Source organism: Streptomyces sp. VTCC 41912 (assembly GCF_045799175.1).
Taxonomy (GTDB): domain Bacteria; phylum Actinomycetota; class Actinomycetes; order Streptomycetales; family Streptomycetaceae; genus Streptomyces; species Streptomyces albulus_C.
In genome coordinates this window covers 16,560-39,106 of the sequence record NZ_JBJMAB010000050.1, presented here as the reverse complement: position 1 = coordinate 39,106, position 22,547 = coordinate 16,560, and the positions used below count along the sequence as shown (strand labels likewise).

Genomic DNA, 22,547 nt, shown 5'->3' with positions numbered 1-22,547 from the left:
CCACTCGTCTCGGTCGTCTCTCTCACACCACGGATTGCTCCAGTTCCGCCAGCCAGTCCTCGACGGCCCGCGCGGTCAGCGCGGAGTGCTCCTTGGCGAGGGACAGGTGGTCGGCGTCGATGTCGCGGACCGCGTCGGCGGGGACGGACGAGGTGTCCAGCCGGAAGCCGGCGAGGTCCCGGGCGGCGCGGACGAGCAGGGTGGGGGCGGTGGGGGCGGGCGCTTCGATGTCGGTCATGGCCATGAACCAGTGCGCCATCGCCGACATCCGGGCGCTGTTCAGCGTCACCGAGGGCGAGTCGATGTCGGCCAGGTAGAACCGCGTGGTGCGGTCCAGGTCGTTGCCCTCGCCGGGTTCGTAGCGGATGGATGCGGTGTCGAGGAGGACGATCCCTTCGGGCCGTACGCCCCAGACGTCCTCCAGGACGCCGGCGGCGAGGTAGGCCAGCGATCCGCCGGTGGAGTGGCCGACCATGACGAACGGTTCGCCGTCGCTGGCCAGCAGGACGCTCTCGGCGACGATGCGGGCCGCGGCCTCGCTGGTGGCGGGGAGCAACTCGCCGGGGGCGAAGCCCATCAGGGGCAGCGCGGAGACGTGCCGCGTGCCGCGGAAGTGGGCGGCGATGCGGGCGTACTGGTGGACGCCGCCGGTGGCGCCCGGAGCGCTGACGAAGACGAGCCGGGGCCGGCCCGGGCCGTCGGCGAGTGTCACCGGTTCGGAGAGCGCGTCCAGTTCGGCGGGGGTGTCGAACATCGGTCGGGTGTTGGCGACGGCCTTCAGCATCCGCATCGCCTCGACCAGCTTGCCGCCGCGCACCGCGTGGTGGAAGAGGCCCTCCAGGGTGTCGTCGGAACGCGGTGCCGGCCGGGTGTCCGCGGCGGCCGGGCCGGTGGTGCCCGGCGCGGGGGCGGCGCCCAGCTCCTGCTGGAGCCAACGCGCCAGTTTCACCGGCGTCTCGGTGTCGAAGACGACCGAGGAGGGCAGCCGCAGGCCGAGGACCTCGCCGAGCTGGTTGCGCAGGCTGACCGCGACCAGGGAGTCGAAACCCAGCTCCAGGAAGCCGCGTTCGGCGTCGACGGCGGTGGGGTCGGGGTGGCCGAGCAGTCCCGCGGTGTGGCCGACGACCAGGTCGGTGAGGAGCTGTTGGCGGCCGGTCTCGTCGAGGTGGCGGAGGCGTTCGCGCACCGTGACCGGGGAGCGGTCGGCGGCGGCCGCGGTGCGGCGGGACCGCGGCACCAGATCGCGCCAGAGCGCCGGCAGGGCCTGCTGCTCCCGCAGGCCGGCGACGTTGATGCGGCTGGGCACCACGGTCGGCTCGGGGCGGGCGACGGCGGCGTCGAACAGGGCCAGACCGTCCTCGACGGTCAGCGGTGGCAGGCCGCCGCGCGCCATGCGTGCCAGGTCGGCGTCGCTGACCGAGGCCGTCATGCCGCTGCCCCGGCCCCACGGCCCCCAGGCGAGGGAGAGCGCGGACAGTTGCCGGTCGGCGCGGTGCCGGGCGAGGGCGTCGAGGTAGGCGTTGGCGGCGGCGTAGTTGCCCTGGCCGGGGCTGCCGAGGACGCCGGAGACCGACGAGTAGAGCACGAAGCCGGCCAGGTCGAGGTCGCGGGTGGCGTCGTGCAGGTGCCAGGCGGCGTCGGCCTTGGGCCGTAGCACGGCGGCCAGTTGGTCGGGGGTGAGCGAACCGATCAGGGCGTCGTCCAGGATGCCGGCGGTGTGGACGACGGCGGTCAGCGGATGCGCGCCGGGCACCGAGGCGAGGAGCGCGTCGAGAGCGGGGCGGTCGGCGACGTCGCAGGCGGCGATCCGCACGTCGGCGCCCCGTTCGGTGAGCTCCGCCAGCAGCGCGCGGGCGCCGGGTGCGTCGGGTCCGCGACGGCCGGCGAGCAGCAGGTGGCGGGCGCCGTGGACGGTGACCAGGTGGCGGGCGAGGGCGGCGCCGAGGCCGCCGGTGCCGCCGGTGAGCAGGACGGTGCCGTCCGGGTCCCAGGCGGGGGCGGGTGTGGTGCCGGCGGCCGGTTCCGGCAGTCGGGCCAGGCGGGCGGCGCGGACCGCGTGGTCGCGGACGACGAGTTGCTGCTCGTCGAGGGTGAGGACGTGCGGCAGCATCCCGACGGACCGGAACGCGTCGTCGAGGTCGAGCAGCAGCAGGCTGCCGGGGTTCTCGGTCTGGGCGGAGCGCACCAGGCCCCAGGCGGCGGCGCCGGCCGGGTCGGTGACGGTCTCGCCGGCCGTCGCGACGGCGCCGCGGGTGACGAAGACCAGTCGGGCGGCGGCGAGCCGCGGTTCGGCCAGCCACTCCTGGAGCACTTCCAGCACCCGGGCGGTGACGGCGTGTACGCCGGCCGGGCCGGCGTCCGGGCCGCCGACGATGGGGACGAGGAAGACGTCGGGGGCCAGGCCGCCGTCGCCGACGGCGCCGCCGAGCGAGGCGGCGTAGGCGCTGACGGTCTCGTCGGCGCGGTGCAGGGCGTAGCCGAGGTCCAGTTCGTCGTTGCCGACGACGGCCCAACGGGTGCCGGTGGCGCGGGCGCCCGGGTCGACCGGCACCCAGTCCAGGTGGAACAGGCCGCCCTGGCGGGTGTCGCCGGCGGGTGCGGGCTGTGGGCGGTCCTGCGGGGCGCCGAGGGTGATGCGGTCGGCGGTCAGCACCGTACCGCCCGCGGCGTCGAAGGCGGCGAGGGCCACGGTGTCGGGCCCGGTCGCGGTGAGGCGCAGGCGCAGCGCGGTGGCTCCGGTGGCGTGCAGGGTGAGCCCGTCGAAGCCGGTCGGTGCGCGCGGGCCGCCGTCCTGCGGCGACGCGGCGTCGAGTGCCCCGGCGGCGCGGACCGCGGCGGCCAAGAGCGCGGGGTGGATGCCGTAGGCCCGGTCGGCGGCGGTGCCGGCGGTCAGTGCCACCTCGGCGAAGACCTCGCCGTCGCGCCGCCAGAGCCCGGTCAGGTCCGCGGAGCCGCGGTCGGCGGCGGGGTCGAGGGCGGTGACGGGCACCGGGCGGGCGTCGCGCGGTGGCCACTCGGTGCTGTCAGGGCCGGCCTGATCGGTGGTGCCGTCGGGGGTGAGCAGGCCGGTCGCGCAGGTGGTCCATGGTGCGTCCTCGGCGGCCGCGGGTCGGGCGTGGACCGCGACCGGCCGGTGCCCCTCGGCGTCGGCGGCACCGACCCGGACCTGGAGGGCGACGGCGTCGTCCGCGCCGAGGACGAGCGGCGTCGGCAGGTCGAGCCGCGCCAGGTGCGGGGTGCCGGTCAGATCGCCGGCGCGGACGGCGAGTTCGACGAGGGCGGCGCCGGGGACGGTGATCCGGCCGTCGGTGCGGTGGTCGCCGAGCCAGGGGTGGGTGGCGGGCGCGAGCCGGCCGGTCAGGACGGTCTCGTCGGCGTCGGCGAGGGCGACGGCCGCGCCCAGCAGGGGGTGGGCGGCGGCGGTCAGGCCCAGTGCGGCCGGGTCACCGGTGCGGGCCCGGAGGGTCGGCCAGTAGCGGTCGCGCTGGAAGGCGTACGTGGGCAGGGCGACGGGTTCGGCGTCGGGCGTGCGGGTGCCGGCGAACACCGCGTCCCAGTCGACGTCCGTGCCGTGCGCCCACAGGGTGCCCAGGGCGGCCAGCACGGTGGTTTCCTCCGGGCGTTCCTTGCGCAGCGCGGGCACCACGACGGGGCCCGGCTCGGGGAGGTTCTCCCGGACCAGGGCGGACAGCACGCCGTCCGGGCCGAGTTCGAGGAAGGTCCGTACGCCGCGGTCGGCGAGGGCGCGCACGCCGTCGCCGAAGCGGACGGCCTGCCGGACGTGGCGGACCCAGTAGTGCGGGTCGGCGAGTTCCTCGGCGGTGGCGGGCAGGCCGGTGAGGTTGGAGACGACGGGGAGGGCGGGTCGGGCGAAGGTGAGCGGGGCGACGGCCTCCTGGAAGGCGTCGAGCATGGGGTCCATCAGCGGCGAGTGGAAGGCGTGGCTGACGGGGAGGCGGGTGGTGCGGCGCCCCAGGTCGTCGAAGTGCCGGCGGACGGCGGCGGCTGCGTCCTCGGCGCCGGAGACGACGACGGACCGGGGCGCGTTGACCGCGGCGATCGCCAGGTCGTCGGTGAGCAGGGGACGCACCTCGTCCTCGGTGGCCTCCAGCGCCACCATGGCGCCGCCCGGTGCCAGTGCGGACATGGCGGTGGCCCGGGCCGCCACGAGGGTGCAGGCGTCGGCGAGGGAGAGCACGCCGGCGACGTGCGCCGCGGTGATCTCGCCGATCGAGTGTCCGGTGACGTGGTCGGGGCGGACGCCCCAGGAGGCCAGCAGGCGGTACAGCGCGACCTCGACGGCGAACAGCGCCGGTTGGGCGTGCCGGGTGTCGTCCAGGCGGGTGCGGTCCGTGCCCCAGACGACGTCGCGCAGCGAGCTGCCGAGTCGGGCGTCGAGCAGTGCCACGGTCTCGTCGAAGGCGGCGGCGAACACCGGGTGGCGGGCGTGCAGTTCGCGTCCCATGCCCAGGCGCTGGGAGCCCTGGCCGGAGAACAGCACGGCCAGTCCGCCACGGCCGGCGGTGGGGACGGCCCCGCGCGCCACCTCGGTGACGGTGTCGCCGTCGTGGACGAGCAGGGCCCGGTGCGCGAACGCGGTGCGGGTGGTGGCGAGCGCGTGGCCGATGTCGGCGGCGCTGCGGCCGGGTGCGGTGGTCAGGGCGCGCACTGTGGCCAGTTGGGCGTCGAGGGCACCGACGGTGCGAGCCGCGACCGGCCAGGGCACGGCGCGCGGGCCGGCGGCGGCCCCGGCGGACTGCTCGGCGGCCGGACCGGGCGCCGCGTCGGCAACCGCCTCGTCGGCCGACTCGTCTGCCGTCGGGGCCTGTTCGAGGATGACGTGGGCGTTGGTGCCGCTGATGCCGAACGACGAGACGCCGGCCCGGCGCACCCGCTCGTCCTCGGGCCAGGCGACGGGCTCGGTGAGCAGCCGCACGGCTCCGGTGTCCCAGTCGACGTGCGAGGACGGCGCGTCAACGTGCAGGGTCTGCGGGAGGACGCCGTGCCGCAGGGCCAGCACCATCTTGATGACGCCGGCGACGCCGGCGGCCGCCTGGGTGTGGCCCAGGTTGGACTTCACGGAGCCGAGCCACAGCGGGCGGTCGGCGGGCCGGTCCTGCCCGTAGGTGGCGAGCAGGGCGCCGGCTTCGATGGGGTCGCCGAGCCGGGTCCCGGTGCCGTGCGCCTCGACCGCGTCCACGTCGGCGGGGGCCAGGCCGGCGCCGGCCAGTGCCTGGCGGATCACCCGCTGCTGGGCTGGGCCGTTGGGGGCGGACAGGCCGTTGGAGGCGCCGTCCTGGTTGACCGCCGAGCCGCGCAGCACGGCGAGCACCGGGTGGCCGTTGCGCCGGGCGTCGGAGAGCCGTTCGACGAGGAGCAGCCCGACGCCCTCGGACCAGCCGGTGCCGTCGGCCGCCTCGGCGAACGCCTTGCAGTGGCCGTCGGGCGCCAGGCCCCCCTGGAGGCTGAAGCCGGCGAAGCTCGACGGGGTGGCCATCACCGTCACGCCGCCGGCCAGCGCGAGGGCGCATTCGCCGGCGCGCACCGCCTGGGCGGCGAGGTGGAGGGTCACCAGGGACGACGAGCAGGCGGTGTCGAGGGTGACGGCCGGGCCTTCGAGGCCGAGCGCGAAGGACAGGCGGCCGGAGAGGACGCTGGCGGCCAGGCCGTTGCCCGCGTAGCCGCCCAGGTCGTCCTCGGCGGCGAGGAGCAGGTGTGCGTAGTCCTGGCCGTTGGTGCCGACGAACACGCCGGTGCGGGTGGAGCGCAGCCCGGCCGGGTCGATGCCGGCGCGTTCGACGGCCTCCCAGGCGGTCTCCAGCAGGAGCCGCTGCTGCGGGTCCATGGCGAGCGCCTCGCGCGGGGAGACGTCGAAGAAGCCCGGGTCGAAGGCGGCCGCGTCGGGCAGGAACCCGCCGCGCTGGGTGGCGCTGCGGCCGGGCCCGTCGCCGGCCAGGGCGGCCAGGTCCCAGCCGCGGTCGGCGGGGAACGGTCCGATGCCGTCCCGGCCGGCGAGGAGCAGCTCCCACAGGTCCTCGGGGGAGCGCACACCGCCGGGGAACCGGCAGGCCATGCCGACGATCGCCACGGGCTCGTGGCGTCCCGACGTCGCCTCCTGGAGGCGTTGGCGGGTCTGGTGGAGGTCCTTCGTGACCCACTTCAGATAGTCGACGAGCTTCTTTTCGTCCGGCATCGTCCGTGAAACCTTCCTCAGATGTGGTGCGCGCGTGCGACGGGGGTCGAGCGGGTCAGGAGTCCGCCTGCCGGCCGAGTTCGTGGTCGATGAAGGCGAGGACCTCGTCGGCGCTCGCCGCTTCGATGCGGTCGTCGACGGTCGGCCCGCCGTCGTCCTGCCGGGTGCCGTCCCATTGGGCCAGCAGGTGCCGCAGCCGGCCGACGACGCCCCGGCGGGTGGCGTCGTCCACGGCGTCCGGCGTCAACTCGGCGGTGATCCGGTCGAGTTCGGCCAGCGGGGACCGCTCCGGGTCGGCGGTGGCGGTGGCGGCGCCGGGCAGCGTCGAGTGGAGGTGCCGGGCGACCGCGAGCGGCGTGGGGTGGTCGAAGACGAGCGCGGCCGGCAGCCGGGTCCCGGTGGCCGCGGCCAGCCGGGTCCGCAGTTCGACCGCCATCAGCGAGTCGAAGCCCATCCGGTGGAAGTCCCGTTCGGCCGGAACGGCGTCCGGCCCGGCGTGCCCGAGCACCGCGGCCGTCTCGGTGCGGACCAGGTCGAGCAGTGCCCGCTCCCGCTGGGCGGGGTCCAGGGCGGCCAGCCGTCGGGCCGGTCCCCCGCCGTGCCCGGCCGCGGCCGCCGTGCGGCGCCGGCCGCGCACCAGGGCCCGCAGCAGCGCGGGGACCTGGCCGTCGCCCGGTGCGGCGGGGCCCTGGGCGAGGCGGGTCGCCACGGTGAGCCCGGCGCCCCGGGCGCCGGCGGCGTCGAAGAGGGCGAGGCCCTGGGCGGGGGTGAGCGGCGGCATTCCGGAGCGTTCCAGGCGGGCCAGGTCGGCGGCGCCGAGGGTGCTGGTCATGCCGGCGTCCGGTCCCCACGGCCCCCACGCCAGCGAGAGGCCGGGCAGGCCCCGGGCGGCGCGGTGGGCGGCGAGCGCGTCGAGGAAGGCGTTGGCGGCGGCGTAGTTGCCCTGGCCGGGGCCGCCGGTGATGCCCGCGACCGAGGAGTACAGGACGAAGCCGGCCAGGTCGAGGCCGCGGGTGGCTTGGTGCAGGTGCCAGGCGGCGTCGGCCTTCGCGCGCAGCACGCGGTCCAGCCGTTGGGGTGTCAGCGCGCCCACGGTGGCGTCGTCCAGCACGCCGGCGGTGTGCACGACGGCGGTCAGCGGGTGCTCCGGCGGCAGCTGGGCGAGGAGCGCGTCCAGGGCCGTGCGGTCGGATGCGTCGCAGGCGGCGACGGTGACCTCGGCGCCGAGCCCGGCCAGTTCGTCGCGCAGTGCGGTCGCGCCGGGTGCGTCCGGGCCGCGGCGACCGGCGAGCAGGAGGTGCTTGACGCCGTGTCCGGTGACCAGGTGGCGGGCCAGGACACCGGCCAGTCCGCCGGTGCCGCCGGTGAGCAGGACGGTGCCGTCGCGGTCCCAGGCCCGCACCGGGTGCGGGGCGGGGGCGTCCGGCCCGTCGACGGCCCGGGTCAGTCGGGCGACGGTCAGTGCACCGCCGCGCACCGCGACCTGCGTCTCGCCGGCGTCGAGGAGGGCCGTCAGGGCGTCCGGTGCGGCGGCGCGGAGGGCTCCCGCGGGGTCGGCGGGGTCGAGGTCGAGAAGCAGGAAGCTGCCCGGGTGTTCGGACTGCGCCGAGCGGACGAGTCCCCAGACCGGGGCCGCCGCCAGGTCGGCCACGTCCTCCGCCCCGGCTGCCACGGCGCCGCGGGTGACGATGACCAGGCGCGCGTCCGCGGTGCGGGCGTCGGCGGTCCAGCGCTGGAGCAGTTCCAGCACCGCCGTGGTGGTGGTGCGCACCGCGGCGGGCAGGTCGCCGTCCCCGGGCGGCGTGCCGAGCAGCGGCGCGAGGACGAGCGGGGGCGGCGGCGCACCGCCGTCCAACAGTGCGGCCAGGGACGCGAAGCGCCCGGGCCCGTCGCCGACGGTCCACAACTCCGCTGCCACCTCGGCGAGTTCGTCACCGAGCACGGCGTACGGGAGGTGCTCGCCGCCGGTGTGCGCAGCCTGGGGCACCGGCACCCAGCCCACGTCGAGCAGGGTCGCGCCGCCCTCGGCCGTCCCGGCCTCCGACTGCTCGACGGTGGGCGTGCCCAGGGTGAGCCCGGTGACGGAGAGGACCGGTGCGCCCTGCGGGTCGGTGGCCTCCAAGGTCCAGGTGTCCGCGCCGTTGGGGGTGAGGCGGACCCGCAGGGCGGTGGCGGACGCGGCGTGCAGGGCGAGGCCCCGCCAGCCGAGGGCGTCCCGGGTGGGGTCGCCGTCCAGCATGCCGCCGGCGCGGACCGCGGTGTCCAGGAGCGCCGGGTGCAGCGCGAACGTCCGCTCCGCCGGGCCGGGTTCGGGCAGCTCGATCTCGACGCAGAGTGCGTCGCCCCGCTGCCAGGCCGCCGTGAGCGCGGCCGGGCCGGTGGTGGCGGGCGGGGCGTCGAGCGGCACGGCGTGCTCCGGTGGCCAGACGGTGTCCGGCGTCGGGGGCTGCGGGGTGTCGGGGGTGAGGACCGCGGTGGCGTGCAGCGTCCAGGGGGTGTCGGGGGCGTCGTCGGGTCGGGCGTGCACGGACAGTGCGCGCCGGCCGGTGTCGTCGGGGGCGGCCACCCGGACCTGGATGTGCTGGGCCGCCGCGCCGGTGAGGACGAGCGGTGCGGCGACGGTCAGTTCCGCCACCGTCGGGCAGTCGGCCCGGTCTCCGGCGTGGACGGCGAGTTCGGCGAGGACCGCGGCCGGCAGGACGGTGCGGCCGTCCTCCTCGTAGGCCGCGAGCCACGGCTGGTCGGTGGTCGACACCCGGCCGGCGAGCAGGACCTCCGCGGATCCGGCGACCGTGGTCGCGGCCCCGAGCAGCGGGTGCCGCCCGGCTTCCAGGCCGAGCCCGCCGGCGTCGCCGGGCGCCCGTGCGGCGGGCGAGGGCCAGTACCGCTCGCGTTGGAAGGCGTAGGTGGGCAGGGTGATCCGCCGCCCGCCGGTGCCGGCCAGGACCGCGGTCCAGTCGAGGTCCACGCCGGCCACGTGGAGTCGGGCGGCGGCGGTGAGGGCGGTGTGCTCCTCGGGGCGGCCCTTGCGCAGGACGGGCACCACTGCGGCGTCCGTGTCGGGCAGGCAGGCCGCGGCCAGGGCGGACAGCACGCCGTCGGGGCCGATCTCCAGGAACGCGGTGGCGCCGCGCCCGGCCAGGGTCCGGACGCCGTCGGCGAACCGCACGGTCGCCCGGACGTGCCCGACCCAGTAGTCGGCCGCGCACAGCACCTCCGCCGCGGCCACCTCGCCCGTCACGTTGGACACCACGGGCAGGCGCGGCGGGTGGTACTCCAGGCCCTCGGCGACGGTCCGGAAGGCGTCCAGCATCGGATCCATCAGCGGCGAGTGGAAGGCATGGCTGACCGTCAGCCGACGGGTCCGCCGCCCCCGCTCCACCAACTGGTCCACGACCCGCGCCACGGCCGCCTCCGCCCCGGAGACCACCACCGACAGCGGCCCGTTGACCGCGGCGATCGCGGTGCCCTCGACGAGCAGCGACGCCACCTCCGCCTCGGCCGCCGCCACCGCGACCATCACGCCGCCCGCGGGCAACGCCTCCATCAAGCGGGCCCGCGCCACCACCAACCGGCACGCGTCCGGCAACGAGAACACCCCGGCCGCATGGGCCGCCGCGATCTCGCCGATCGAATGCCCGGCCACGTACTCCGGCCCGATCCCCCACGAGGCCACCAGCCTGAACAGCGCCACCTCCACCGCGAACAGCGCCGGCTGCGTGAAGCGCGTGCGGTCCAACAGCTCCGACGCCTCGCCCCACATCACCTCCCGCAGGGACACGTCCGCACCGTCAGCGGCGCCCAGCTCCGCGTCCAGCAGCGCCACGACCTCGTCGAAGGCCGCCGCGAACACCGGGAAGGCGGCGTGCAGTTCCCGCCCCATCCCCGGCCGCTGAGCGCCCTGCCCCGAGAAGAGGAACGCGGTGCCGCGTTCCCGGGCCTCGGCGCGGGCGACCTCGGCGACGCCGTCGGGCGCGGCCAGCAGGACCGCCCGGTGGTCGAAGGTGGCGCGGCTGGTGACGAGCGAGTGGGCGACGTCGGCGGGCGGCAGGCCCGGGTGCCCGGCGGCGAACGCCCGCAGCCGCGCGAGCTGCGCGTCGAGCGCGGTGGCCGAGCGGGCCGAGACGACCCACGGGAGGACGGCGGGCGTCCGGGTGGGGTGGTCGGCGGGGGCCGCGGGGGCGGGCTCGGCCGGCGGCTGCTCCAGGATGACGTGGGCGTTGGTGCCGCTGATGCCGAACGAGGAGACCCCGGCCCGGCGCGGACGATCGGCGTGCGGCCAGGCGGTGCGCTCGGTGAGCAGCCGCACCGCGCCCGCCGACCAGTCGACCCGGGTGGAGGGCTCGGTGACGTGCAGGGTGCGCGGCAGCGTGCCGTGTCGGAGGGCCAGCACCATCTTCATCAGGCCGGCGGCGCCGGCGGCGGCCTGGGTGTGGCCGAGGTTGGACTTCACCGACCCCAGGAGCAGCGGGCGGTCCGGGTCGCGGTCCTGACCGTAGGTGGCCAGGAGCGCCTGGGCCTCGATGGGATCGCCCAGGGTGGTGCCGGTGCCGTGCGCCTCGACGGCGTCCACGTCGGCCGGGGACAGGCCGGCGCCGGCCAGGGCCTGGCGGATCACCCGCTGCTGGGACGGACCGTTGGGCGCCGTCAGGCCGTTCGACGCGCCGTCCTGATTGACGGCCGAGCCGCGCACCACCGCCAGGATCTCGTGACCGTTGCGGACCGCGTCCGAGCGGCGTTCGACGACGAGGACGCCGACGCCCTCGGACCAGCCGGTGCCGTCGGCCGTGTCGGAGAACGCCTTGCAGTGGCCGTCGGGTGCCAGACCGCCCTGGCGGGTGAAGCCGGCGAAGCTGGTGGCGGTCGTCATGACGGTGACGCCGCCGGCCAGGGCCAGGGTGCACTCGCCGGCGCGCAGCGACTGGACGGCCCAGTGCAGGGCGACCAGCGACGAGGAACAGGCGGTGTCGACGGTGACCGCGGGGCCCTCGAAGCCGAAGGCGTAGGCGAGCCGGCCGGAGAGGACGCTGGCCGCCAGTCCGGTGCCGGCGTGTCCCTCGACGTCCTCCTGGGCGCGCAGCACGAGCCCGGCGTAGTCCTGGCCGTTGGTGCCGACGAAGACGCCGGTGCGGGTGCCCCGCAGCCGGGCCGGGTCGGTGCCGGTGCGTTCGACGGCTTCCCAGGCGGTTTCCAGCAGGAGCCGCTGTTGGGGGTCCATCGCGAGGGCCTCGCGCGGGGAGATGTCGAAGAAGCCGGCGTCGAAGTCCGCGGCGTCGTGGAGGAATCCGCCCACCCGGGTGGCGCTGTGGCCGTGGCCGTCGCCGGCGAGCAGGTCGAGGTCCCAGCCGCGGTCGGTGGGGAACGCGTCGATGCCGTCGCGGCCCTCGGTGAGGAGCTGCCAGAGGTCCTCGGGCGAGGTGACGCCGCCGGGGAAGCGGCACGCCATGCCGACGACGACGATCGGGTCGTCGTCCGGCGCCATGACGGGTGCGGGCGGTGCCGTGGCGGCGGCTTCGGGCCGGGCGCCGGTGAGTTCGGTCAGCAGGTGGTCGGTGAGCGCCCGCGGTGTGGGGTGGTCGAAGACGAGGCTGGGCGGCAGGGCCAGACCGGTGGTCGCCGCCAGGGTGCGGCTCAGCTCCACCGCGGTCAGCGAGTCGAAGCCGAGGTCGCGGAAGGGCTTGTCGGCCCGGATGGCGTCGGTGCCGGTGTGCCCGAGGACCGCGGCGGCCGTGGTGCGGACGACGCGCAGGAGGGTGGCCGGGCGGTCGGCGGCGGCCGTGCCGGCCAGTTGGTCGCGCAGGTCGGCGGCGGCGCCGGCGTGTCGGCGGTGCGCCTCCTGGACCGCGCGGGCCGCGGTGCGGGCCGCCGGCAGTCGGCTCAGGAGCGGGCTGGGGCGCAGGGCCAGCAGGGATTCCAGCAGGCGGGGTTGTTGGAGGTCGGCGAGGACGAGGGTGGGCTGCGGTTCGGTCACGGCACGGGCCAGGGCAGGGACGGCGACGTCCGGTTCGAGCAGGCCGACCGGGTCGGCGCCGGGGCGGGCGTGCCGGGCGGCCATGCCGTCGCCGGCCCAGGCGCCCCAGGCGAGCGAGGTGGCGGGCAGGCCCTGGGCGCGGCGGCGTTCGGCGAGTGCGTCGAGGACCGCGTTGGCGGCGGCGTAGCCGGCCTGGCCGGGGTTGCCGACCGCACCGGCGACGGACGAGAACAGGGCGAAGACCGCCAGGTCGGCGTCGCGGGTCAGCTCGTCGAGGAGGATGGCGGAGGCGACCTTGGCGCGGAAGACCGGGGCGAGCCGGTCCGGGGTGAGGCCGGTCAGCGCGCCGTCGTCGAGCACGCCGGCGGTGTGCACGACGGCGGTCAGCGGGCAGTCCCGCGGGACGTCGGCGAGGACCCGGGTCAGTTGTTGCCGGTCGGCGGCGTCGCAGGCCACGAGGGTGATGCGGGCGCCGAGGGCGGTGAGTTCGGCGGTCAGCTCGGCGGCGCCGGGCGCGTCGGGGCCGCGGCGGCCGAGCAGCAGCAGGTGGTCGGCGCCGCGGGCGGCGAGCCAGCGGGCCACGTGCCGGCCGAGCGCCCCGGTGCCGCCGGTGATCAGGACGGTGCCGGTCGGCTGCCAGGCGGTGTCGGGGGCGTCCTCGGGGGCGGGTGCCGGGGTGAGGCGGCGGCCGTGGGCGCCGGTGGCGCGCAGCGCGATCTGGTCCTCGTCGCCGGCACCGGCGAAGACGGCGGGCAGGCGCTGTGCGGTGCGCTCGTCGAGTTCCGCGGGCAGGTCGAGCAACCCGCCCCAGTGCCGCGGGAGTTCGAGGGCCGCGACCCGGCCGAGGCCCCAGACGGCGGCCTGGGCGGGGGCGGTCGGCCGGTCGTCCGGGAGGGCGGCGACGGCACCGCGGGTGACGACCCACAGCGGGGCCGGGCAGGCGGTGTCGGCGACGGCCTGCACCAGGGCGGCGGTGGCGGTCGTGCCGGCCGGCAGCGCGTCGTCGCCGGCGGTCTCGTCGAGCGCGAGGAGGGAGACCACCGCGGTCGGGGCGGTGTCGTGCGCCGCCGCGGTGAGGAGGGCGCCGAGCGCGGCCCGGTCGGTGCCGTCGGTCGGCACGTCCACCCGGTGGGTGTCCGGGCCGAGGGCGGCGACGACCGCGGTGCTCCACGGGTCGTCGGCGAGGGCGGCGGGCACCAGCACCAGGGCGCTGCCGGGGTGCCGGGTGGTGTCGAGGGACAGCGGCTCCCAACTCTCCCGGTAGCGCAGGGCGTTGGCGGCGGCGTCGGCGCGGTGCCGGGTGCGCCAGGCGGACAGCGCGGGCAGGACGGCGCCGAGTTGAGCGTCGTCGACGGCCAGGCGGGCGGCCAGCTCGTGCACGTCCGCGCGTTCCACCGCGGCCCAGAACTGCGCGTCCGCGGCGTCGGCGGTGCCGTGCTCGGCGGCCAGCTCCGGCCAGAACCGCTCGCGCTGGAACGGGTAGGTCGGCAGGTCGGTGCCGTGCGCCCCGGTGCCGGCCAGCGCGGCGCCCCAGTCGACGTCGACGCCGGCCACGTGCAGCCGGGCCAGGCCGGTGAGCAGGGCGGTCGGCTCGTCCCGGTCCTTGCGCAGGGCGGGCACCACCACGGCGTCCGCGGCAGGCGACGCGGCCGCGGCCAACGCGGACAGCACCCCGTCCGGGCCGACCTCCAAGAACGCGGTCACCCCCCGTTCGACGAGGGTCCGCACGCCGTCGTGGAACCGCACGCCTGCCCGGACGTGCCGCACCCAGTACTCGGCCTGGGACAACTCCCCCGCCGCGGCCACCGCACCGGTCACGGTGGACACCACCGGAATCCGCGGCTCCGCGAAGGCGAGCCGCTCCACCACCGACCGGAAGGCATCCGACATCGGGTCCATCAGCGGCGAGTGGAACGCATGGCTGACCGACAGGCGACGGGCCCGGTGACCGCGCTCCACCAGTCGGTCGACCACCCCCGCAACGGCCGCCTGGGCCCCGGAGAGCACCACCGACTCCGGCCCGTTGACCGCGGCGATCGCCACGCCCTCGGCCAACAGCGGCAGCACGTCCTGCTCGGCGGCCGCCACCGCCACCATCGCGCCGCCCGCCGGCAACGCGTCCATCAGCCGGGCCCGCGCCACCACCAGACGACAGGCATCCGCCAACGACAACACGCCGGCCGCCTGCGCGGCCGCGATCTCCCCCACCGAATGCCCCGCGACGTACTCCGGCCTGATCCCCCAGGACGACACCAGCCCGAACAGCGCCACCTCCACCGCGAACAACGCCGGCTGGGTGAAGAGCGTCCGGTCCAACAACCCGGCGTCATCCCCCCACATCACCGCGCGCAGTGACCCGCCCGTGCCCGGACCGGCGGCCAACTCCGCGTCCAACAACGCGACGACCTCGTCGAAGGCCGCCGCGAACGCCGGGAACGCGGCGTGCAGTTCCCGCCCCATCCCCAGCCGCTGGGCCCCCTGGCCCGAGAACAACAACGCGGTGCGGTGCGGGGTCGCGGTGCCCCGGGCGACCTCGGTCAGTTCGGCGCCGTCGCTCGTCGCTCCGTCGCCGGGGGCGAGCAGGACGGCGCGGTGCTCGAAGAGGGTGCGGCCGCCGGCCAGACTGTGCGCGGCGTCCAGGGGCGCGAGGGTGGTGGCGGCGGCGCGCAGCCGGTCCACCTGGGCGGCGAGGGCGGCGGGGGTCCGCGCGGAGACGGGCCAGGCCACCACGGGCGGCGCGGCACGGTCCTCCGGAGCGGGCTCGGCCGGTGGCTGTTCCAGGACGACGTGGGCGTTGGTGCCGCTGATGCCGAACGAGGAGACCCCGGCCCGGCGGGGCCGGTCGGTCCGCGGCCACGGGGTCGCTTCGGTGAGCAGCCGCACCGTGCCGTCCGACCAGTCCACGTGCGAGGACGGTTCGGTGACGTGCAGGGTCCGCGGCAGGGTGCCGTGCCGCATGGCCATGACCATCTTGACCAGGCCGGCCGCGCCGGCGGCGGACTGGGTGTGGCCGATGTTGGACTTCACCGACCCGAGGAGCAGGGGCAGTTCGGGGTCGCGTCCGGTGCCGTAGGCGGCGATCAGTGCCTGGGCCTCGATGGGGTCGCCGAGCGGGGTGCCGGTGCCGTGCGCCTCGACGGCGTCCACGTCGGACGGGGACAGGCCGGCGTTGGCGAGGGCCTGGCGGATCACCCGCTGTTGGGCCGGGCCGTTGGGCGCGGTCAGGCCGTTGGAGGCACCGTCCTGGTTGACGGCCGAGCCGCGGACCACGGCGAGGACGCGGTGGCCGGCGCGCCGGGCGTCGGAGAGGCGTTCCAGGACGAGCACCGCGGCGCCTTCGGACCAGCCGGTGCCGTCGGCGGAGTCGGAGAACGCCTTGCAGCGGCCGTCCTGGGCGAGGCCGCCCATCCGGGAGAAGCCGGTGAAGTTGGCCGCCGTGGTCATCACGGTGACGCCGCCGGCCAGCGCCATGGTGCACTCGCCGGCGCGCAGCGCCTGGGCGGCCAGGTGCAGGGACACCAGGGAGGAGGAGCAGGCGGTGTCCACGGAGAGCGCCGGTCCCTCCAGGCCGAGGGCGTAGGCGAGGCGGCCGGAGACGACGCTGACGGCGAGGCCGGTGGTGGCGTGGCCGGCGATGTCGTCGCGGGAGCGCATGACGAGGCCGGCGTAGTCCTGGCCGCTGACGCCCATGAAGACGCCGGTGTGGCTGCCGCGCAGGGTCTGCGGGTCGATGCCGGCGCGTTCGGCGGCCTCCCAGGCGACCTCCAGGAGGATGCGTTGTTGCGGGTCCATGGCGAGGGCCTCGCGCGGCGAGATGCCGAAGAACGCGGCGTCGAAGTCGGCGACGTCGCGGAGGAAGCCGCCCTGGCCGGCCAGTGCGCCCAGGGCCCCGCCGAGCGGCGGGTGGCGGTCCCACTCGCGGTCGGCGGGGAAGCCGGTGATCGCGTCGGTGCCGGTGGCCACCAGGTCCCACAGGTCTTCCGGCGAGCCGACGCCACCGGGGAAGCGGCAGCTCATGCCGACGATGACGATCGGGTCGCGGTCCGTCGCGACGGCGGGTGCGGTGGCGGTGACGGGCGTCGGGGCGTCCGCGCCGAGGAGTGCGTCGTGGAGGTGGTCGACGAGCCGTTCGGGGGTCGGGTAGTCGAAGATCAGCGTGGCGGGCAGGGTGAGGCCGGTGGCCTTGCCGAGGCGGTTGCGCAGTTCGATGGCGGTCAGCGAGTCGAAGCCGAGTTGCCGGAACTCCCGGCGGGCGTCGACCGCGTCGGCGGAGCCATGGCCGAGGACGGTGGCGGCTTCGGCGCGCACCAGCTCCACGAGGAAGGGGCTGCGTGCGTCCTCCGGGAGGGTGGCCAGGCGTTCGGCCAGGCCGGCACGGAGCACGCCGGCGGAGCCGGCCCGGGCGCGGCGGCCGGCGGTGCGGACCAGGCCGCGCAGCACCGCGGGGACGGCGGCCGCGGCGGGCGGTGTGCCGCCGGTCGGGCCGAGGGGGACGATCAGCGGTTCGTCGGCGGCGGTGGCGGCGTCGTACAGGGCGAGGCCGCGGGCCGCGGAGAGCAGCGGCTGGCCGCCGGCGTCGCTGACCCGTTGCAGGTCCTGGTCGCTCAGGCGGCCGGTCATGCCGGCGTCCTGCTCCCAGGCGCCCCAGGCGAGCGAGGTGGCGGGCAGGCCGTGCGCGCGGCGGTGGGCGGCGAGCGCGTCGAGGAAGGCGTTGCCGGCGGCGTAGTTGGCCTGGCCCGGGCCGCCCATGACGCCGGCGGTGGAGGAGTACAGCACGAACGCGGTCAGGTCGTGGTCGCGGGTGAGGTCGTGCAGGTGCCAGGCGGCGTCGACCTTGGGCCGGAGGACGGAGCTGAGGCGGTCGGGCGTGAGGGAGGTGAGGATGCCGTCGTCGAGGACGCCGGCGGTGTGCACGACGGCGGTGAGCGGGTGCGCGTCGGGGACGGTGGCCAGCAGCGCGGCGAGGGCGGGGCGGTCGGCGACGTCGCAGGCGGCGAGGGTGACGTCGGCGCCGAGCGCGGTGAGTTCGGCGTGGAGTGCGGCGGCGCCGGGTGCGTCGGGCCCGCGGCGGCCGGCGAGCAGCAGGTGGCGGGCGCCGTGCTCGGTGACGAGGTGGCGGGCGAGCAGGCCGGCCAGGCCGCCGGTGCCGCCGGTGATCAGGACGGTGCCGTCGGGGTCGGGCGGGCGGGGCACGGTGAGCACGATCTTGCCGATGTGCTGGGCCAGGCTCATGTGGCGGAACGCCGCGCCGGCGCGCCGCACGTCCCAACTGCGCACCGGCAGCGGGGTGAGGGCTCGGCGGTCGAAGAGGTCGACGAGGTCGCGCAGCATCTCCTGGATGCGGGCGGGGTCGACCGTGCCGAGGTCGAAGGACTGGTAGGAGAGGCCGTCCGGGATCGTGTCGGCCTCGCGGATGTCGGTCTTGCCCATCTCCAGGAACCGGCCGCCGGGGCCGAGCAGCCCCATCGAGGCGTCGACGAACTCACCGGACAGCGCGTTCAGCACGATGTCGAGGCCGCCGTCCCCGGCGACCCCGGCGAAGGCGGTCGCGAAGTCGAGGGTCCGGGACGACGCGAGGTGGTCCTCGGCCACGCCGAGCTCCCGCAACACCGCCCACTTGCCCTCACTCGCCGTCGCGAACACCTCGGCCCCGAAATGGCGGGCGATCTGCACCGCGGCCATACCGACGCCACCGGCACCGGCATGCACCAGCACCTTCTCCCCCGCCCGCAACCCGCCCAACTCCGTCAGCGCGTAATACGCGGTCAGGAACACCAACGGCACGGAGGCGGCGGTCTCCCAGGACCAGCCGGCGGGGACGGGGGTGAGCAGGCGTGCGTCGGTGATGCCGAGCGGCCCGAAGCCGCCGAAGAGCATGCCCGTGACGCGGTCGCCGGGCGCGAGGGTCGTGACGTCCGGCCCGACCTCGACGACCACGCCGGCCGCCTCCGAACCGAACAGCCCGGCGTCACCCGGGTACATGCCGAGCGCGTTGAGCACGTCCCGGAAGTTCAGGCCCGCGGCCCGGATGCCGACGCGGACCTCGTGGCCGGTGAGGGGGCGCCGGGCCTCCGGGTGGGCTTGCAGCGCGAGGCCGTCGAGGCTGCCCTTGGCGCGGCTGCCCAGGCGCCATGGCGTGCCGGGCGGCGGGACGAGGCCGCGGCCGGACTCCAGGCGGGCCAGCCGGCCGACGCGGACCGTGCCGGCGCGCACCACGGCCTGGGGTTCGTCGGTGTCGAAGAGGGCCGGCAGGAGCGGGAGTCGGGCGGCGGACTCGGGGGCGTCGTCGAGGTCGACGAGCAGCAGGCGGCCGGGGTTCTCGGACTGGGCGGCGCGCACCAGGCCCCAGAGCGGGGCGGCGGCCAGGTCGTCCGGGCCGGTCTCGCCGTCCGCGACGGCACCGCGGGTGACGAGCAGCAGCCGGGACCTGGCGAACCGGTCCTCGGCGAGCCATTCCTGGAGCAGGGCCAGGACCGTGCGGGCCAGGTCGTGGGCGGCTCCCGGTCCGCGGTCGGTGGCGCCGCGCAACGCCACCGCGACGACATCGGGCACCGGCCGGTCGGCGCCGGTGGTGAGCGCGGTGAGGGTGGTGACGGGCGCGCGGAGGTCCGCGACGGTGTCGGGGCCGGCGGCGGTGAGGGCCGCGGTCAGGCCGAACGGGTCGGCGCCGAGGACGGCCCAGGTGGCGGGGGCGGCGGGGGCGTGGACGGTGCGGGGCGTCCAGTCCATGCGGAAGAGCGAGTTGACGTCACAGCGGTTCTCGGTGCCGGTGTCGGGGCCGGCGGCGCGCAGGGTGAGGGATTCGACGGAGACGACCGGGCGGCCCTGGGGGTCGACGGCGGTGATCTCCACGGCGTCGGTGCCGCAGGCGGTGATCCGCACGCGCAGGCAGGCCGCGCCGGAGGCGTGCAGGGAGGCGCCGTTCCAGGCGAACGGCAGCAGGCTGCGGTCGTCGCCGTCGGCGGAGGCGAAGAGGGTGCCGTGCAGGACGGCGTCGAAGAGGGCGGGGTGCAGGCCGAACGCGTCGGCGTCGGTGACGACGTCCGGCAGTGCCACCTCGGCGTAGATCTCGGTGTCCCGGCGCCATACGGCGCGCAGGCCGCGGAAGACGGGCCCGTAGGCGAGTCCGTTGGCGCGGTAGCGGTCGTAGAGGCCGTCGATGTCGACGGCCTGTGCGTCGCGGGGCGGCCAGGTGGTGGTGTCGAAGGGCAGGACGTGGGCGCCCTCGGTGATCCGGCCGGTGGCGTGCTGGGTCCAGGCGGCGTCCTGGTCGTCCCCGGGCCGGGTGAAGAACCGCAGGTCGCGGCCGCCGTCGTCCGGGTCGGCGGGGCCGACCGCGATCTGCATCTGGACGGAGCCGGTGGCGGGCAGGACCAGCGGGGCGGCGAGCATGAGTTCCTCGACGCGGTCGCAACCGACCTGGTCGGCGGCGCGGACGGCCAGTTCGAGGAAGCCGGTGCCGGGGAAGAGGACCATGCCGCCGACGGCGTGGTCGGCGAGCCAGGGGTGGGTGGCGAGCGACAGGGTGCCGGTCAGGAGGAGTTCGTCGGATCCGGCGACGGACATGGCGGCGCCGAGCAGCGGGTGGTCGGCGGCGGTCAGTCCGAGGCCGGTGGCGTCGGCCGGCCGGTAGGTGGTCTTGGGCCAGTAGCGCTCGTACTGGAAGGCGTAGGTGGGCAGGTCGGTGCGGCGGGCGCCGGTGCCGGCGTAGAACGCCGTCCAGTCCACCGGGGCGCCGGCGGTGTGGAGCCGGGCCAGGGCGGTGACCGCGGACCGCTCCTCGTCGCGGTCCTTGCGCAGCAGGGGCACGGTGACGGCGTCCGGGGCGGACTGCTGGGCGAGTGCGGCGAGCGTGCCGTCCGGGCCGAGTTCGAGGAAGAGGCCGACGCCGGCGGCGGTGAGGGCGCGGACGCCGTCGGCGAACCGGACGGCCTCGCGGACGTGCCGGACCCAGTAGTCGGCCGATGCGAGTCGGCCGGCGTCGGCGAGCGTGCCGGTGAGGTGGGAGACCACCGGGATCTTCGGCTCGTGGTAGGTCAGGCCCTCGGCGACGGTGCGGAACGCGGCCAGCATCGGGTCCATCAGCGGCGAGTGGAAGGCGTGGCTGACGCGGAGCCGGGTGGTGCGGCGGCCCGCTTCGGCCAGGCGGGCGGCGACGGCGAGGGTGGCGGCCTCGTCGCCGGAGAGGACCAGCGCGGTCGGGCCGTTGACCGCGGCGAGCGCGACGCCGCCGGTGAGCAGCGGCGTCACCTCGTCCTCGGTGGCCTCGACGGCCACCATGGCGCCCCCGGGCGGCAGTTGCTGCATGAGCGCGGCGCGGGCGGCGACCAGACGGCAGGCGTCCTGAAGGGACAGCACCCCGGCGACGTGCGCGGCGGCGATCTCGCCGATCGAGTGGCCGGCGACGAAGTCCGGGGTGACGCCCCAGGATTCGACGAGGCGGTACAGCGCGACCTCGACGGCGAACAGCGCCGGCTGGGCGGAGCCGGTCTCGTTCAGGGCGGCGGCGTCGGTGCCCCAGATGATGCCGCGCAGGTCGCCGCCGAGTTCGGCGTCGAGGAGGTCCACGGTGGCGTCGAGGGCCTGGGCGAACACCGGGAAGCGCGCGGCCAACTCACATCCCATGCCGAGGCGTTGGGCTCCCTGGCCGGAGAAGAGGACGGCCCGGCGGGTGCGTCCGGCGACGTGTCCCTCATGGCTGTCGGCGGCCGTTTCGTGCGCCAGCCAGGCGGTGAGGGCGGCGCGGCCGGCCGCGCCGTCCGGGCCGGTGACGACGGCGAGCCGGTGCTCCAGGGCGGCGCGGGTGGTGGCGAGGGAGAACGCGGTGTCCAGCGCGGTGGGCGCGCGGTCGGCGTCGAGGTGGTCGAGGAGTGCGGTGACCTGGTCGCGCAGGGCGGGGCCGGTGCGGGCGGAGAGCAGCCAGGGCAGGGACCGTGCGGTGCGGGCGGGGGCGTCGGGGGCGGCCGGGGTGGCGGCGTCGGGGGCCTGTTCGAGGACGACGTGGGCGTTGGTGCCGCTGACGCCGAAGGAGGAGACGCCGGTGCGGCGGGGACGGCCGGTGGCGGGCCAGGGGCGGGCGTCGGTGAGGAGTTCGACGTTGCCGGCGCTCCAGTCGACGTGTGTGGAGGGCCGGTCGACGTGCAGGGTCTCCGGGAGGACGCCGTGCCGCATCGCCATGATCATTTTGATCACGCCGGCGATGCCGGACGCGGCCTGGGTGTGGCCCAGGTTCGACTTGATCGAGCCGAGCAGCAGGGGGTGCGTGCGGTCCTGGCCGTAGGTGGCCAGGATGCTCTGCGCCTCGATGGGGTCGCCGAGCGGGGTGCCGGTGCCGTGCGCCTCGACGGCGTCGACGTCGGCCGGGGCGAGGCCGGCGTTGCCGAGGGCCTGGCGGATGACCCGTTGCTGCGAGGGGCCGTTGGGCGCGGTGAAGCCGTTGGAGGCGCCGTCCTGGTTGACGGCGGAGCCGCGGACCACGGCGAGCACCGGGTGGCCGTTGCGCTGCGCGTCGGAGAGGCGTTCCAGCAGCAGCACGCCGGCGCCCTCGGACCAGCCGGTGCCGTCGGCGGCGTCGGCGAACGCCTTGCAGCGGCCGTCCCTGGCCAGTCCGCCCTGGCGGCTGAACTCGACGAGCGAGCCCGGGGTGGCCATCACGTTGACGCCGCCGGCCAGGGCCATGGTGCACTCGCCGCCGCGCAGCGCCTGCACGGCGAGGTGCAGGGCGACCAGCGACGACGAGCAGGCGGTGTCGACGGTCAGGGCGGGGCCTTCGAGGCCGAGGGTGTAGGAGAGGCGTCCGGAGGCGGCGCTGGCGGCGATGCCGGTGCCGACGTCGCCGGTGGCGTCGTCCAGGGAGCGGACGAGCAGGTAGGCGTAGTCCTGTCCGTTGGTGCCGATGAACGCGCCGGTGCGGGTGGCGCGCAGGGTGGTGGCGTCGACGCCGGCCCGCTCGACGGCTTCCCAGGCGGTGGTCAGCAGCAGCCGCTGCTGGGGGTCCATGGTGACCGCCTCGCGCGGGGAGATCCCGAAGAACCCGGGGTCGAAGTCGGCGATGCAGTCCAGGAACCCGCCGCGCTGGCTGACCTCGGTGTCGCGGGCGTCGGTGCCGCTGTTGCGCAGCGCCGCCAGGTCCCAGCCGCGGTCCTCGGGGAAGCCGGAGATCACGTCGGTGCCGGCGGCGACCGTCTCCCAGAGCGCTTCGGGGGAGTTGACGGCGCCGGGGAAGCGGCAGGCCATGCCGACCACGGCGATCGGTTCCGTGGCCGCCGCGACCAGCATCCGGTTCTGCCGCCGGAGCCGGTCGGTCTCCTTGACCGCGGCACGCAGGGCGGTGACTACGTTGTTGTCTGGGGTGTCGGGCGCGTTCATCGTCTGCTCCACCAA

Annotated in this window: 2 protein-coding genes; both read right to left on the bottom strand. The window is 76.6% G+C overall.

Translation table 11 applies throughout. From position 1 onward, the window contains the following. Positions 1–22: 22 nt before the first annotated feature. Positions 23–6,193, bottom strand: a complete 6,171-nt coding sequence (locus ACJ6WD_RS37290) for a type I polyketide synthase (RefSeq protein WP_407617470.1) — start codon at positions 6,191–6,193, stop codon at positions 23–25. A 55-nt stretch (positions 6,194–6,248) separates the two neighbouring features. Continuing rightward, positions 6,249–22,532 carry a type I polyketide synthase gene (locus tag ACJ6WD_RS37285; protein ID WP_407617469.1) on the bottom strand — a complete coding sequence of 5,428 codons (16,284 nt, stop codon included), beginning with the start codon at positions 22,530–22,532 and terminating at the stop codon, positions 6,249–6,251. Positions 22,533–22,547 lie beyond the last annotated feature (15 nt).